The 15,469-nt window shown below is 42.1% G+C and carries 15 protein-coding genes and 1 riboswitch; of the genes, 4 read left to right on the top strand and 11 right to left on the bottom strand.

Going from position 1 to position 15,469, the window contains the following annotated elements:
* Positions 1-9 precede the first annotated feature (9 nt).
* The 4 genes from proB to FB592_RS18930 all read right to left on the bottom strand — a co-directional run bounded on the left by proB (position 10) and on the right by FB592_RS18930 (position 3,547).
* Entirely contained in the window at positions 10-1,125 is a 1,116-nt protein-coding gene (gene proB, locus FB592_RS18945) for a glutamate 5-kinase (RefSeq protein WP_049141139.1), read from the bottom strand.
* On the bottom strand, positions 1,122-2,015 hold the full coding sequence (gene proC / locus FB592_RS18940) for a pyrroline-5-carboxylate reductase (protein ID WP_010886524.1): 894 nt from the start codon (positions 2,013-2,015) through the stop codon (positions 1,122-1,124). Before proC ends, proB begins: the two co-directional genes overlap by 4 nt.
* 147 nt (positions 2,016-2,162) lie before the next feature.
* The gene (rtp, locus tag FB592_RS18935; RefSeq protein ID WP_003220337.1) at positions 2,163-2,531 is read right to left on the bottom strand and encodes a replication termination protein; all 369 of its coding nucleotides are present in this window, start codon (positions 2,529-2,531) and stop codon (positions 2,163-2,165) included.
* A gap of 299 nt (positions 2,532-2,830) precedes the next feature.
* Positions 2,831-3,547 carry a 3-ketoacyl-ACP reductase gene (locus tag FB592_RS18930; protein WP_015483302.1) on the bottom strand — a complete coding sequence of 239 codons (717 nt, stop codon included), beginning with the start codon at positions 3,545-3,547 and terminating at the stop codon, positions 2,831-2,833.
* 150 nt (positions 3,548-3,697) lie between these two features.
* Here FB592_RS18930 and FB592_RS18925 point away from each other — a divergent pair, with 150 nt between their 5' ends.
* From FB592_RS18925 to FB592_RS18915, 3 genes are all read left to right on the top strand, one after another.
* Positions 3,698-4,006 carry a DUF948 domain-containing protein gene (locus tag FB592_RS18925; RefSeq protein WP_021481395.1) on the top strand — a complete coding sequence of 103 codons (309 nt, stop codon included), beginning with the start codon at positions 3,698-3,700 and terminating at the stop codon, positions 4,004-4,006.
* Positions 4,007-4,072: 66 nt separating this feature from the next.
* Positions 4,073-4,843, top strand: a complete 771-nt coding sequence (locus FB592_RS18920; protein ID WP_021481396.1) for a hypothetical protein — start codon at positions 4,073-4,075, stop codon at positions 4,841-4,843.
* A gap of 43 nt (positions 4,844-4,886) precedes the next feature.
* The gene (locus FB592_RS18915; RefSeq protein WP_049141140.1) at positions 4,887-5,420 is read left to right on the top strand and encodes a GNAT family N-acetyltransferase; all 534 of its coding nucleotides are present in this window, start codon (positions 4,887-4,889) and stop codon (positions 5,418-5,420) included.
* A gap of 139 nt (positions 5,421-5,559) precedes the next feature.
* On the opposite strand, the gene FB592_RS18910 is transcribed toward FB592_RS18915, so the two are convergent.
* The 7 genes from FB592_RS18910 to FB592_RS18880 all read right to left on the bottom strand — a co-directional run bounded on the left by FB592_RS18910 (position 5,560) and on the right by FB592_RS18880 (position 13,048).
* On the bottom strand, positions 5,560-6,552 hold the full coding sequence (locus tag FB592_RS18910; RefSeq protein ID WP_049141141.1) for an ABC transporter permease: 993 nt from the start codon (positions 6,550-6,552) through the stop codon (positions 5,560-5,562).
* Positions 6,546-7,292 carry an ABC transporter permease gene (locus tag FB592_RS18905; protein ID WP_141949980.1) on the bottom strand — a complete coding sequence of 249 codons (747 nt, stop codon included), beginning with the start codon at positions 7,290-7,292 and terminating at the stop codon, positions 6,546-6,548. The genes FB592_RS18910 and FB592_RS18905 overlap by 7 nt, the downstream gene beginning before the upstream one ends.
* A gap of 9 nt (positions 7,293-7,301) precedes the next feature.
* Positions 7,302-8,240, bottom strand: a complete 939-nt coding sequence (locus tag FB592_RS18900; protein ID WP_141949978.1) for an ABC transporter ATP-binding protein — start codon at positions 8,238-8,240, stop codon at positions 7,302-7,304.
* 15 nt (positions 8,241-8,255) lie between these two features.
* Positions 8,256-8,807 (bottom strand): MarR family winged helix-turn-helix transcriptional regulator, encoded by a 552-nt coding sequence (locus tag FB592_RS18895; RefSeq protein ID WP_041849910.1) that lies wholly within the window; start codon positions 8,805-8,807, stop codon positions 8,256-8,258.
* A gap of 395 nt (positions 8,808-9,202) precedes the next feature.
* Complete coding sequence (locus tag FB592_RS18890) at positions 9,203-10,447, bottom strand: MFS transporter (RefSeq protein ID WP_021481398.1); 1,245 nt, start codon at positions 10,445-10,447, stop codon at positions 9,203-9,205.
* Positions 10,448-10,544: 97 nt separating this feature from the next.
* Positions 10,545-12,008: an FGGY-family carbohydrate kinase gene (locus tag FB592_RS18885; protein WP_141949976.1), complete on the bottom strand. Its 1,464-nt coding sequence runs from the start codon at positions 12,006-12,008 to the stop codon at positions 10,545-10,547.
* Between the two features lie 17 nt (positions 12,009-12,025).
* Entirely contained in the window at positions 12,026-13,048 is a 1,023-nt protein-coding gene (locus FB592_RS18880) for a 2-hydroxyacid dehydrogenase (protein ID WP_080121384.1), read from the bottom strand.
* A 96-nt stretch (positions 13,049-13,144) separates the two neighbouring features.
* A riboswitch (SAM riboswitch) is annotated at positions 13,145-13,242 on the bottom strand.
* Positions 13,243-13,389: 147 nt separating this feature from the next.
* Here FB592_RS18880 and FB592_RS18875 point away from each other — a divergent pair.
* Entirely contained in the window at positions 13,390-15,432 is a 2,043-nt protein-coding gene (locus FB592_RS18875; protein ID WP_038829984.1) for a molybdopterin oxidoreductase family protein, read from the top strand.
* Positions 15,433-15,469 lie beyond the last annotated feature (37 nt).

Raw genomic sequence — 15,469 nt, 5'->3', positions numbered from 1 at the left:
TTCTGCAAATTAATTTACAGGTAAAGAAAAATCCACATGGCAAACAAAGGCTTCTTGATCAATTAGAGCTCTGTTTGTCAGTTCCTTTTTCTTTTCCGGTTCTTGAAGCTGTACAGAAGAGTAATTGACGATTCCAAGGCCGATTTCCGTCCCTTTTGAATCCATCAGCCGAACAACTGAACCGCTTTTGAATTTCCCTTTAATCTTCTGTACACCGTCCAGGTATAAACTCGATTGGCCGTTTGTTATTTTTCGTGAACAGTCATCTGATAAAAACATTTCACCTTCCGGACCGGAATTAAAAGCGATCCATTTCTCCTTTTGATTCAACGGAAGCGTTCCTTCTGCTTCAAAATAGGTGCCTTCCGCCTGTTCATGAACGGCGTGATATAAAATATCGCCAGCATCTGCCTGACCAAGGAAACCTTTAATGCCAGACGCCATTACGATTTTAAACGCATCAAGCTTAGAGCGCATGCCGCCGGTGCCAACGATGCTTCCAGTGTCACCTGCGAATGCTTCGATGTCAGGTGTTATTTCACTCACCCGCTGTATCCTTTTCGCTTCTGGATTTGTGCGCGGATTGCCGTCATATAATCCGTCTATATCTGATAAAATCACAAGCATATCTGCATCAATCAATCCTGCGACTTTTGCCGCGAGTGTATCATTGTCGCCAAACTTGAGCCGATTGACGGTAACTGTATCATTTTCGTTTATGATCGGGATGATGCCGCGCTCGAGCAGTACATTCATTGTATTCCTGACATTGTTGTATCGATATTCATCAGAAAAATCGCTTCTCGTAATTAAAATTTGGGATGCGACATAGCCGTGTGCCAAGAACAGCTTTGAATAAGCCTCCATCAGCAATCCCTGGCCGATTGAAGCTGATGCTTGTTTTTCTGGAAGCTTCTCGGGCCTTTGGATAAATCCGAGCTTGCGATATCCCGCCGCCACTGCGCCTGAGGAAACCAAAATCACTTCATAACCGGCGTCTTTGAGTTTGACGACCTGGTCGACCAACGCTTCTAATTTTCGAATGCTGATTTCTCCATGAAGGCTTGTTAATGAACTGCTTCCAATCTTCACAACGACTCTTTTCATGCTTGTATCAGGCGTCACTTTATCACTCCTGATAGCGGTGCTGCAGTTTTTTCGATATCTTCGCTGATTTCCTTTGAACGCTTAGCCGCATGCTTTATTGCTTGAGAAATCGCTTCTCCGCCGCCGCTCTTTTTCAAGGCTTGCAGCCCCGCTGCTGTCGTTCCGTTCGGTGACGTGATATTATCTCTTAAGATCTCAGGATGTTCTCCTGTTTCCATGAGCATTTTTGCGGCACCTAAAAGTGTCTGTGCGCCGATGCTTCGAGATAACTGTTTATCGAGGCCCGCTTCCTCGCCTGTCTTTTCAATGAATTCCATTAAATAATAAAAATACGCGGGTCCGCTGCCTGCAATTCCGGTGAATATATCCATTTGATTTTCTTGGATTGTATAGACTTCGCCCATGCATCCGAGCAATGCTTCGGCCAGCTTCTTCAGGTCTTCCGACACATATTTGCCAAGGGCAATAGCTGTTGCAGAAGCGCCAATCATACTGGAAGTGTTAGGCATCACTCTGACAACCGGCTGTTCATTAAGCAATGATTGTTCAATAAAAGAGGTAGTTATGCCGGCAAGGACCGACAATATTAATTGATGGGGTTGAATACGTGATTTTAGTGATGACAGAGCGTTTTCGGCGTCTTTTGGCTTCATTGCCAAAATGAGCACATCCATGTCTTCAATACATAGTTGGTTCGGCAAGGCGCCTTTAATGCCATATTGAAGTTCAAGTTCAGTTAATCGCTCTGTATTGCTGCGGTTTGTAACGCAGATGTTTTGTTTCGGGATTTTGTTGGCACGAACGATACCTGATATCATTCCTTCCGCCATAGATCCTGCTCCTATAAAGGCTACTTTCTTTTGATCAAAGATCGGTAACATCTCCTTTGTTCGCTTTTTTGTTCGCATTTTCACACGTTTAAAATGTTACCACGTGAGGAAATGATGTCAAGTTTGAAGGTCATCATTGATTTGTATTGTTTCTTTTCGACAAATATGTATAATGAAAAGCAGAAAACACCCGGTTCACACTGCTGCGCCGGGTGTTTGTTTCTATTAAAAATTATCTGAGAGGGCTTTTTCAATCAGTTTTTTACAGCGATCCAGCTCTACCTTCAGCTGTTTTTTATATAGCTTGGCGGCTTCGTAATCTTTAAATTGATAGAGGACGACTTCCTGGAGCTTAGCCCCTTCTTTTTTTACTTTAATTTGTTTTAGTATCCCGTCATCAAGAAGCTCATGCAAAGACCGGTATACTTCTGTATGATTTGGTTTAAAACCAATCTCTTTAAATTCAGACCGAAGTACTTCAAGCAGCTTTAACCCATAGAGTCTCTCTTGCTCTGTCATCGTTATCATATAAAGCTTCAAAAATGCGCGCTGTTTCACTAAAAAGCCTGTTGAACTCCTTTTTTCTTCTTTCATCATATGCACTCCTTCTTCTGTCACTGACAACACTATGTACTAAATATTCAATTTTCTTTTATTGTTTTCCTTCTTTATATTAAAGACTGATAGTCCAGTCATTTCATGTTTACTGATTATAGGTGTAGCGGAAAAAATAAATTTCGACTGAACATTTGGTACATAGTTTTCTTAGTTCTATTATAGCCTGCATTTACTGCTATCTTCAATTTAAACGATTGCCAGGGTTTACATATCTCATTTTACCGGTACTGATTTCATTCAAATAAAAAAACCTGTCGAAAGACAGGTTTTCATTTTTAAGGATTTGTTGACCATAATCCCGCTGTTTTGATGAAAATACGAGGATCTAATTTCAATTGTGCCACCATGTACTCAGCAAGATCCTCAGGCTGCATAACTTTTTCAGGATTACCGTCTGTTAAGTTCAATTCGATAGACATATCACTAGCGACAGTGCTCGGCGTTAACGCGCTGACTCTGATATTATGTTTTCTCACTTCTTGCATAAGAGACTCTGTTAACCCGAGAACGGCAAATTTAGAAGCGCTGTAAGCACTTGTTACAGCAGCTCCTCTTTGACCCGCTGTAGACGAAATATTAATGATGTCTCCGGCTTTGCGTTCGATCATTTCCGGAAGCACCGCGCGCGTGACATGGTACACACCCATTAGGTTGACTTGAATAATATTTTCCCACTCATCGGCTGACAGATCTAAGAAACCGCCAAATTTGCTGATGCCGGCATTATTAATGAGAATATCGATATCACCGAGCTGTTCCTTCACTTGAGCTACAGCTTGGTTAACCTGATCGGCATCTTTTACATCTGCAGCAGCAAATGCAGCTTTTACACCAAGCGCTTTGACTTCTTCAGCCACTTTTTCTACATTAGCGGAAGTCCGGCCAATTAACCCGATATTCACGCCTTCTTTGGCAAGCGCCAAAGCAGTAGCGCGGCCAATTCCTCTGCCTCCGCCTGTGATTAGTGCAGTTTTATGTTGTAAATTTTGCAATTGAAGCACCCTTTCTTTGTTTACATATGTACGATATCACATTATAAGTACAATACATCCAATACGCAAATCAAACGAACTGTGTAAATATCATTTCTTCTGATTAAAAAAACGGATACAGGGTAATGACATAAGAAAAGGAGTGAACATATGATTATTGTTTATATCAGTCTTGCAGTATTAGCAGTTTCTATTATCTTCTTAGGAGTTACCGTGATTCAAAACAAGAAAAAAATGGACCCTGCACTAAAGGAGCTTTCCTCTGTTACGCAGGCTATGCAAAAACAAATCGAAGGATTAAAAACAGAAACAGAGCTGCTGACGCAAAAACAAAAGAAGATTCAGCAGGATGTCCAAATGAAAAAATCCGCGTTTCAGCAGACCGCAGCTGAAGTAAAAGAAGTTCCTAAAGCTGTTAAAGAGGTGTGGCAGGCTGGTCATTTAAATAGCAGGTCATGATGAATGATATCCCGTTGTTTCGATCAGAATGGACAATGGGATATCATTTTTTGAGGAGGCTTTCGCATGATTGTAAACCACAGTTGCTTAAAGGAGTTCGCAGAAAAACTACATTCTCTTCCCTCTTCACTTACAAAGTCGGATTTACTTATTTCTCCATTTCATCTCCATCAAGAAAATGAACTTGACATCTACTATTCACCTCATAATGAATATATCAATCGGACTGCTACGATTGTGATTGCCGGGATCACGCCGGGTTTTTCCCAGATGAAAACAGCGTACGAAACAGCAGTCGAAAGTCTGCGGCAAGGCCGCACTCTTGAGCAAATGGCGGTAGATACAAAAATAGCAGCGGGTTTCTCCGGGTCGATGAGACATAACCTTATCACCATGCTGGATTTATGCGGGCTGCCGCAAGCTTTTGGCATTCAAAGCGCCGCAAAGCTTTTTGGAGAATTACGGCATATGCTCCATACAACTTCCGTTATTAAATATCCTGTCTTTATCCAGCAAAAAAACTATACCGGATACAAACCGGCTATCACTCATTCTCCTATCCTGAGCACCTATGCTTTTGGGCACTTCCCTGCGGAGCTTAATCATGTGACGGGACCAGCTCTTCTCATTCCGTTAGGAAAAGCGGCCGAAACAGTATGTGAAACATTGATCAGACAACACAGCCTCCAGAATTTGATTTGCCTTAACGGCTTTCCCCATCCATCAGGCGCGAACGGCCATCGTTTGAAACAATTCAGCAAAAACAAAGAGCAACTAGAAACACAAATTCGTTCCTTTGCTGCATTGGTTGATTTCGCTATAGAAAAGAGGAAATAAAAGGGATATGATAAACAAAAACACAAACGCGGGGAGTGGTTGAATGTTTCCTATATTAGAAACGGATCGGCTTATACTTAGGCAAATCACAGATCAGGACGCGGAAGCCATTTTTGCTTGTTTCTCAAACGATGAGGTGACACGCTATTATGGGCTTGAAAACATGGAATCTAAAGAACAGGCCATTTCAATGATTCAAACGTTTGCTGCCCTCTATCAAGAAAAACGCGGTATACGGTGGGGAATTGAAAGACTGGACACTAAAGAACTGATCGGAACAATAGGCTTTCACGCTCTGGCCCAAAAGCATAGGCGCGCGGAAATCGGTTATGAAATCATCCCGGAGCATTGGCAAAACGGATTTGCATCAGAAGTCCTTTCAAAGGTCGTATCTTACGGATTTTCTGCCCTTGGACTGACGCGTATTGGCGCAGTTGTATTTATCGCTAATGAAGCATCAAATCGTCTGCTTCTAAAAATGGGGTTTCAAAAAGAAGGTGTTTTAAGACAGTACATGTATCAAAATGGGACTCCATATGATACAAATGTGTACTCTATTGTGAAACCAAGAGAATGACGGTATTCTCTTGGTCTGTGCCACATCCCTTTTCCTTTAAAATGTCCGATTCATGACCTGCATCAGCTATGACGTTTTGATTCTTGATCAATCCCTACAAGATTTTCATCTCTTAAAACAATGCTAATAACTTTTTCCCCTACTCATAAATCCCTTTATTGGTTCTTCTTCTTGTGATAAAATCCCCAAGGAAACAAAACGCAGCCGACCACATCAAAATATAAATAACCTGAGTTTTGTATTCCCACATTGAATCCCCCATTTCTACCCCGTGAATGAAAGTCATATACGCTTTTTGTGGCAGTATCGCACAAAGGGCATTTAATATTGGATGATGTGGAGCAAAAGAAATAAAACAGCCTGACAATACACACGTGATCACACTGATACCACTCGTCATCAAACTGATGTTTCGATCCATCACAGAAGCCATAAAGATAGCGAATGCTGTTGCAAGCACTGTAAGAACACCCAGTAACCCAGCAAGAATATTTAAACGGAAACCAATTTCAGCATGAAAGAGTACATTTGTAATTAGGATGGCCAAGTAAGTGGGTATGTATAAACATAAAAAAGTAAAGATAAACTGAACCAACAAATATTTCCCCACATGCACGGGAGACACTAAAATCCTTTTGAAGGTTTTGAGCATCCGGTCTTCTGGATATAACGCAGCTAATGCCACACCTTGCATCAATACAAGCATCATGATAAAGCCTAATATATTCGTTCCCGTTCCCCGTTCAGTCCTTAATTCATCCTCTCCCCGGTAGCTGCCTGGCATTTCTCCAGTCTCAAAAAATTGCTGAATCATTTTTTGATCCGCTTTACTTTTCAACGTGGTTACTTTGTAATCAAGTTGATTTTTTTCTACAATGGCTGCATATTTCCCTAACATCAGATCAGAAAACTTCGGCTTCTGATCTACCGTTACCACTCTAAATGCAGAATCACTCGGCAAATGATGAACTTCGTCCAGTTCTGTAACAAAAGCGATTGTTTCTTTGAAAACCGGCTTCCCGGAAAACATAATCGCAACGCCAATCATCAGAGGGATAATGATTAATGCAATGATAATAATGTCTTTTTTGGTCAGGATTCGCTCCCACCTGTTTTGGAATAAACTCAGCATATATATCCCTCCGGCTTAAATACAACATGAGAAACGGCAATACAAATGATTGAAGCCAATATTAGTCCTGACATAACAGGCTGCAGCATACTGAAATCATGATCATAAATGAGACGAAATGAACATTCTGTTACCCATTTAATCGGAGAAAGAATCGATATCTGATTGACGGTATCTCCAAATCTATGAATTCCGAAAAATACGCCACCAAAGAAAATAAAAAAAGCTATCGGAATTTGCATAATCCCATTCGCCTGTTCTTCATTCTTGAACAAACTGCAGAACATTGTGCCTAAACAGCAACCGAAAAATAAAAATACATACAATAAAAGCATGAAATACGTAAGATATTGTCCTCCAAAGTTCAAATGAAAAATCGTTTGGGCTATCAACACATTCATGCTGTACATAATGACACTGAATATAAAGGTTGATAGTAATTTAGAAAGATAAATACTAGTTGTCGAAACCGGCGCATACACAATACGAAGGTTCGCTTTCTTCACCTTTTCCTCCATAAACGTATTAGAGGTCGTCATAGCAATCAGAGCTGCAGTGAAAATCATCATATTCACTCCGTAATAATCATAAGAACTTACCCCGCCTGCTCCAAAGCTGCTTTTCGTAACAAAGCCCATGACCAGAATGAGAACGAAAGGAAAGGCCGTATTGGCTATTACAAGAACCGGATTCCTTAAAATATTCATAAAATCAAATGTTATCAATTTTAACAAACTCATTTTGCTCTCCTAATCTCTTAAATTTCTTCCCGTCAGCTCTAAAAATACCGTTTCTAACGATGCCTCTTTTTTGTTCATGTTTAGGATGCTGCAGCCTTGGGCACTCAATTCTAATATGATTTCACTCAGGTGATCTTGGTTCTTTTGAACGGTAACATTTAGTTGATGGTCAGAGAAATCAACTCCTGTCACTCCTATGATTTCTCTAATCGAGTTTTTATTTAATCGCTGAACATGCGCCAGTTGAAAAGCGTATGTTATTTCTTTATTGACTTCTCTGTACAGCTCTTCTTTTGTTCCATTGGCAATAATTCTTCCTTCATTCATGATCATAATACGATCTGAAATCGCCTCGACTTCTTCCATATAATGTGTAGAGTAAATGATGCTTGCGCCTTTTGTTTTCAGCTCTTTTATCGATTCCAAAATGTGATGCCGGGATTGCGGATCGATTCCTACCGTGGGCTCATCCATGATAATCAGTTTCGGCTGATGGGCAATGGCGCACGCAATGTTTAATCTTCTTTTCATCCCGCCTGAAAACGTCTTTGGCTTGTCATCTTTCCGTTCATATAGCTGTACGAGCTCCAAAGCCTCTTTGACTCGGGCTTTCAGTTCTTCTCCTTTAAGAGAATAAAGACTGGCAAAAAAACGAACATTTTTCTCAGCTGAAATCTCCTCATAAATCGCGATATCTTGAGGCACAATCCCGATGCCTTTCTTCATTTCCTTTGACCCTTTTTTCACACTATGGCCCAATATCGAAACGTTTCCGGAACTGGCCGACAATACTCCTGATAAAATATGAATGGTTGTGCTTTTTCCTGCACCATTTGGACCTAGTAAGCCAAGCACTTCCCCCTCTCTCACTTCGAACGAAATCCCATCTACTGCCGTTTTGTTTTCATACTGCATTTTCAAGTTTTCTACTATTGCTACGTTGTTCATAGTTGGTTCTCCTTTTTACTTTCTCCGTTTTGCGAATTCCTGCAATAAATTTGTTTTCAAATTGTCTCGATTTTGTTCAATGTCAAAATCAGCAGCGTCTTCTTCAAAACCATCCTGTTCTTCTCCATCAAAACTGTACAGTTTCTTCAATAAAATCCACAATGTTTCCAGCTCTTCCGTCGAAAAGCCTTTAAATAGATCGGCCATAAAATACACCGCTTTTTCACCGCATTCCTCCATGACACGCTTTCCTGAATCAGTAATCTTCACATTAACTGCACGCTTGTCGTGTTTACTTGGTACAGTGATGACATAACCTCTTTTTTCAATACCGCTGACAAGTCTGTTGATGTTTTGTTTTGAAGTGCCTAATTTTTTTGCAATGTTGTTGAATGTCGTTTCCTCTTCCGGTAAATGCAGTATGGCAACCATCGTCATAAATTGCCTCGACGTTAAGCTTTCATAATAATCGTCTCCGCGTGATTGGATTTTGTTTAATGTGGAAAAAAGTGTAGCGTAAGACTGTTGCATTAAAAATAAATCTTTCAGTTCCTTAGAATAATCCACGATGTTCCCTCCTTGAATAGACAACTTATTGTCTATTCATCATAACATTTCTCACTGTATTGTCAATATGTTGTCTATTTTTCTTTAGAATCCCTCGATAATTCATAGAATAGTAATATACTGATCGATTCAGAAAGAGATAATGTTGATGGCTCGTCAACGAGAATTCAATGAAGAATAAAGCGTTATGAATCTGTTTTGAGAGAACATTCGGGCGAGTTAAGACGTGAAATTAACGTGGAACAAACGGTTCAGACTTATATTCTGTTTCTTATCGGCTGACTGTGATGGTGAAATCCCGTCCAGATCAATCATTTTTGCGTCATTCCGTATCGGAAATCCTTACATTGCTGAACAAATGATAAAAAGCGCCCCGGAAAATGGGCGCTTTCTAATTAAGATGCATATTGAGGAGATGTTTCCTCCTTAACTGCTTTTTCCTCAGGTATATGAATACATTTCGTCAAGACCGCACTTGCAAGGTAAAGGGCCGCAAAGATCCAGACCACGCCTTGCGCACCGACGAGACCGATGAACAGCCAAGCGAGTGCGGGGCCGACAAACGCTGATAAACCTGCAGCCAAATTCAATACAGACATGGCTGCCCCTTTATCTTTTCCTGCCACCGTCGGCACAATTGCACCAATCGGCACATAGCCTGCCAGCAAACCGCCCCAAATAAAGCCGATCACGCTGACAACCGCTAAGCTTCCGCCGGAGAAAACAGGTGCGTAGTATAATAAGAGGGTGAAAATGCCGCAGCCGACTCCGCCGAACCAAATAACAGTATTTTTCCAGCCGAATTTATCGCCGACAATACCAAAGATAAGGTTAAACACAATGTTCCCCAGGAAAATCGTTCCCCAAATTTGCAACCACACATTGGTTGAAATTCCATGCTGGGCCATGTGCATCGGCAAAAAGACTGGAAAACCGTATGTACCAATGCTGTTGATGATTCTGATGATTCCGCCTGTAAGCACGCGCGGATTTGTAAATAGAATCGTAACCCCTTTTAAAAGCTCCTCAGCTGTTTCTGATCTTTTTCTTTTCTTCTTTTCAAAACGGTCTTTATTGATAAACAATGCAAAAAATGCACCGAGACATACCCAGAAAATAGAGCTCCAAAGCGTATTCAAATAACCGAACGCTTTGATCGCGTAGCTTGAGTACCAAGCGCCGAACACAAACATGCCGAGGCAATATGCAATCCAAAACCAGCCGACAGCAGTGCTCAGTTTGCTTTGCGGTGTTCTGTAAATGACCCATGTCAAGAAAGAATAAGCAAAAAGCGGGTAACCTAACCCTTTTACGAAGTAAGTCACATACATCACTGGCAGGTTCAGCTGTTCAAATCCAAATACGATAAAAGCAGCTGTACCGATCACATAAAACAACAGCCCCATAAACATCGTTCGTTTTGCGCCAAATGCTTCGAGACATACACCCGAAAACCAGGAAGCTATGGCAAGCGCAATTCCGTATATACTAAAAATGGAAGCGGACTGCTGAACGGTGAGCCCGTTTTCGATCAAAAAAGGACTGAGCCAGCCTTGTTCAAGGCCATCTCCCATCATAAACAAAACAACCCCTAAAAATCCCCAGGCAAGCCGCTTCGGTATTCCTATTTTATCCAACATATCTGTCTCCTCCTTAGATGCTCATATCAATCAATTACCGTATTACCTTATTAAAGTTGAAAATTAAATGATTCCTCAAAACAGCAGAAATGCCGCCTTAAATTAATACTTTGCTTTCTGAACCTGAAAAAAAGCGCTGTGTTTGCTTCCATTTCTCATATAAAGCCAATTCTGTCTGACAGTCCTTCGGTTCGATCACCCGGACATTTGCTGATATCTCCTCCGTTAATTGAAAGGTTTCATTGCAAATGACTGCAGCTCCAACAACAGATGCCTGATGATATCCCTCTTGGACATAGACCTTTTTTTGAAGAAAATCCGCGATATATTGAGTGAGCGCTTTGCTTTGGAATCCCCCTCCGCACACCCAAACATAGTCACGTTCAAACGGAGTAACCTCTGTTAAAATGTCAAAGTTCCATTTAATTGAAAATGCGATCTCTTCTAGCGCTGCACGTACAAAATGTGCCCTCTTTAAATGTGCTGACAGCGGGGCATCAAAAAGAAAACCGCCTCTCGTTAACGCATTCTTTTCAGCCGATAAATAAGAGCCGAGAGCCGCTACACATGCATGGTCTTCTTTTGCAAGTGCAGAAATCTCCTCCTCCATTACTTCGTACGTTTCATTCGGATAAAAAATCTGTTTTAATTTTTGATAATTCAAGCCGGTAATTCCCGGATTCGTTTCCACAAGCCAATGCCCTTGATCCGTATGACAGTTCAGCCAGGCTTTATGTTTTGTGTCGCCATGATCCGCAGTAATTTTGGTTATTGGCGTTGTTGTCCCTGATACAATGACAATGTCCTCAAGTCCAGCTCCGGTGCTTTTGACAGCTAGCTGTGTATCCCCGCCCCCTGCTATAACCTTAGCATTTATTGAAAGGCCTAATTCGGATGCATATTCATTTGCTATCGTTCCAATTGCTGTTCCCGCTCTTACAAGAGGCGGAAGGATAGATGGAGAAAAGCCGAATATGTCGCACATCTCTTCTGACCAAGTGTTTTGCTTCACATCAAACAGCAGGGTTTCTGTTGCCTGTGATGGTTCATATGTTAATATTCCGCTCAGTTGGTACGTCACCCAATCACTGATGCTAGTAAAGCTTGCAGTCTTTTCCCATAAAGAGGGCTGGCGCTGTTTTAATCCATTAAGCTTGAGCGCGGAAAAAAGTGCGGTTGGCAGGCGGCCTGTGCGGCTGTATATCTCTTCCCGATCGGGAATGCTCGCCTCCCACTCTCGGCCGCGGTTATCGATGTTCGGCAGCCCAAGAAAAGAATCGCCGTTTTGATCGATCAGAACAATCCCCTGTCTTTGACTCGTCGATGTCAAACCAATGATGTCAATATCACACGAACGGGATAGCACACGTTTTGCCAAATTCATCACCTGCTTCCACAGCACCTGAGGAGAAAAATAACGGCTGTCCGGGTAAAGCGTCTCTGTGGAATACACGATGTCCTCCCGTTCAACTGTTAAAACACTGCCGGTTACACTCACGACCGCTACCCTCGCATTGCCTGTGCCAATATCAAAAACGAGATAGCCTTTTTGTTTTTTCATTCTGTTAGCCTCCTTTCTTATACCCCTGTTTTCAGTTCGTCCTTGTTATACATTGTCGGAATATTAAGAGTTTTTTCACCCTTCCACTTTTTGAGGGCTTTATTCAGTATCGTCACGTGATGATCCTCCACTTCAAATGTTGCTCCAGCGAGATGCGGTGTTGCCAGAACATTAGGCAATGAAATCAATTCATAATCTGATTCCTCTGGAGGTTCATGATAAAAAACGTCTAATATCGCACCTCTGATTTTATGTTCTTTTAATACAGATAAAAGATCTTCACGGTTTACAACAACTGCTCTTGAAGTATTGACGAAAATCGCACTCTGTTTCATCAGATCAAAATACTTCCGATCAATAAGTCCAAGTGTTTCCTCAGTACGAGGCAGATGGACAGAAACGATATCACTGTCTGAAAACACCGTTTTAAGAGATACTTTTTCATACAGCGGATGATCGTCTTGAATGAATGGATCGTAATATTTTATCTTACAGTCAAACGCAGTCAGCAGTTTTGCAATCCTTTGACCAACCGCCCCGAACCCAATCATGCCAACCGTTTTTCCTGTTAATTCATTTCCTTTAAATTTGACATAAGCCTGCAGGTAATCACTGTTCCACTTTCCATCCTTCAGCCATTGATTCGAGGCGCTGGTATGGCGCAGAAAGGAAATCACATTTCCAATAAACATTTCAGCAACGGCTTGTGCATTCCGCCCTGGTGTATAAAAAACAGGTATGCCTCTTTTTGAGGCAGCTGCCACATCCACATTGGAGGGCATTCCCCTGCAAACACCGACAAATGAAAGTTCGGGAACAGAAGCAAATACGCTGTCTGTTACCTGATCAAGCTCAGTAATCAAGCCTGTCGCATTTGTTGCTTTTAGCAGCTGAATGAGTTCGTCCTCCCGATATGCCCGGCCTTGTTCCTTCCAAGATTGATAAGCAACTGAGTCAAACAAGTTTTCTAGCTCTTTTCGTCCTTCTTCGTTGTACGGTGCTGTAACCAAAACCGTCATGGTGCAAAACATCCTTTTCATCGTATTTTTTCATAAAAAAAATCTCTTTCCGCAGATGGAAAGAGATTCATATATAGGCGCGCTCTGTTACAGGCAGACGCCGGTATAAACCTTGCTTTCCTATCTTTCAAGCTGACGCTTGCTGGAATTGGCACAATAATAATAATGTTGCCGAGGTTTCATAGGGCCAGTCCCTCCACCTCTCTGGATAGAAAATGTTGAGTATGTAATTTTCAGAATGAAGAATACGTTTATCATAAAGAAGTCTCAGATTGATGTCAATCTCTTTTTTCAGAATTGACGTTATCATCCGAAATGTTATAATTCTTACAAAATATCTAACTAGAGAGAGGAACTGGGCCATGAAATCTTTTGCCACACAACAAAACGGCATTTTCAAATCCGTTTGCTCGCTGGACTGCCCGGATCAGTGCGGATTGTTAATACATAAAAAAGACGGAAAAATCGTAAAAGTGCAAGGAGATCCTGATCATCCTGTCACAGCCGGAAACATATGCAACAAAGTCCGGAATATGACAGAGCGCATCTATGATGAAAAGCGGCTGACTACACCGCTCAAACGAACAGGTGCGAAAGGCCAAGCGATATTTGAACCGATTTCTTGGGAAGAGGCAATCGATACGATCACCTCCCGCTGGAAACAGCTGATTGATGCAGAGGGAGCTGAAAGCATACTTCCTTACAGCTTTTACGGAAATATGGGGAAATTGACAGCTGAAGGAATGGACCGCCGCTTTTTTTACCGCATGGGGTCAAGCCAGCTTGAACGGACGATTTGCAGCAAAGCGGGATCTGAAGGCTATAAATATACAATGGGCATAAGCGCGGGAATCGATCCTGAGGAAACCGTTCATACAAAACTATTTATTTTTTGGGGAATCAATGCGGTCAGCACAAACATGCACCAAATTACGATCGCCCAAAAAGCGCGAAAACAAGGTGCCAAAATTGTCGTGATCGATGTGCATAAAAATCAAACAGGACGTCTTGCAGATTGGTTTATCCCAATAAAACCGGGAACCGACAGTGCACTTGCTCTTGGCATCATGCACATTTTATTTAAAGAAAACCTTCATGATGAAGCATTTCTGTCCGAGTACACGGTTGGCTATGAAGAGCTCTGTGAACACGTGAAACAATATGATCCTGAAAAGGTATCGACGATCACCGGTGTCAGTACCGAAGATATTTACCGACTGGCAAAAATGTACGGGGAAACCTCCCCTTCTTTTATCAGAATCGGAAACGGACCCCAGCATCACGATAACGGCGGGATGATTGTAAGGACGATTGCCTGTCTTCCGGCGATCACCGGCCAATGGCTGCACACAGGGGGCGGCGCAATTAAGCATAACAGCGGAATTTTAGAATATAACACAAATGCCTTGCAGCGGCCCGACTTATTGAAAGGGCGCACCCCGAGGTCGTTTAATATGAATCAGCTTGGCAGGGTGCTTTTGGAAACAGACCCGCCGATTCGCTCTCTATTTATTTATGGAACGAACCCTGCCGTCGTCGCGCCCGAAGCAAACAAAGTCAGACAGGGCTTGCTGCGGGAAGACTTGTTTACTGTGGTTCATGATTTGTTTTTAACGGAAACGGCTGCATATGCGGACATTGTACTGCCTGCAACATCCGCTTTTGAAAATACTGATTTTTACACCTCCTACTGGCACCATTACATTCAGCTTCAGCAGCCGGTGATTGAGAGATATGGGGAAAGCAAGTCTAACACTGAGGTTTTCCGATTACTGGCTGAAGCCATGGGATTCACAGACCAGGAGCTTAAAGATTCAGATGAAGAATTAATCCGCCAGGCGCTTGACCATCCAGATAATCCACATTTGGCAGAGATTGATTACGATGCACTTGCTAAGCATTCATTTATGAAAGCGAAACGCGAAAAGCGACTGTTTCCGGGCGAACTTCCAACGCCAAGCGGAAAAATAGAATTATATTCAGAACAAATGAAACAAGACGGCTTCCCTGCTTTACCGACATATACACCTCTTGTAACCGATAATGAACATCCGTTTATGTATGTTCCGGGGCCAAACCATAATTTCTTAAACTCAACATTTTCCAATAATGAAAAACACATCAAGCTTGAAAAGACGCCAAAGCTCTTTATCAACACAAAAGATGCTAAAGAGCACGGAATCGTTGATGGGGCACCTGTACGAATTTGGAACAGCCGGGGAGAATGCGAGCTGACCGCTGCAGTTGGAGAACAAGTGCTGCCAGGTGTCGTTGTCAGCCAAGGATTATGGGCGGATGAACAAGGAAAAAAACAGCTTGTAAACGCGCTAACCCCTGACCGATTGTCCGATATGGGCGGCGGCGCCACCTTTTTTTCAGGACGCGTGCAGATTGAAAAAGCATAAACGAAAAAACCGCCCAGATCATGTTCTGGCGGTTTTT

Origin of the sequence: Bacillus sp. SJZ110 (assembly GCF_006715455.1) — a bacterium.
GTDB lineage: Bacteria > Bacillota > Bacilli > Bacillales > Bacillaceae > Bacillus > Bacillus subtilis.
Note: the sequence above shows the minus strand (reverse complement) of the source record. Positions and strands in the feature narration are given on the sequence as shown.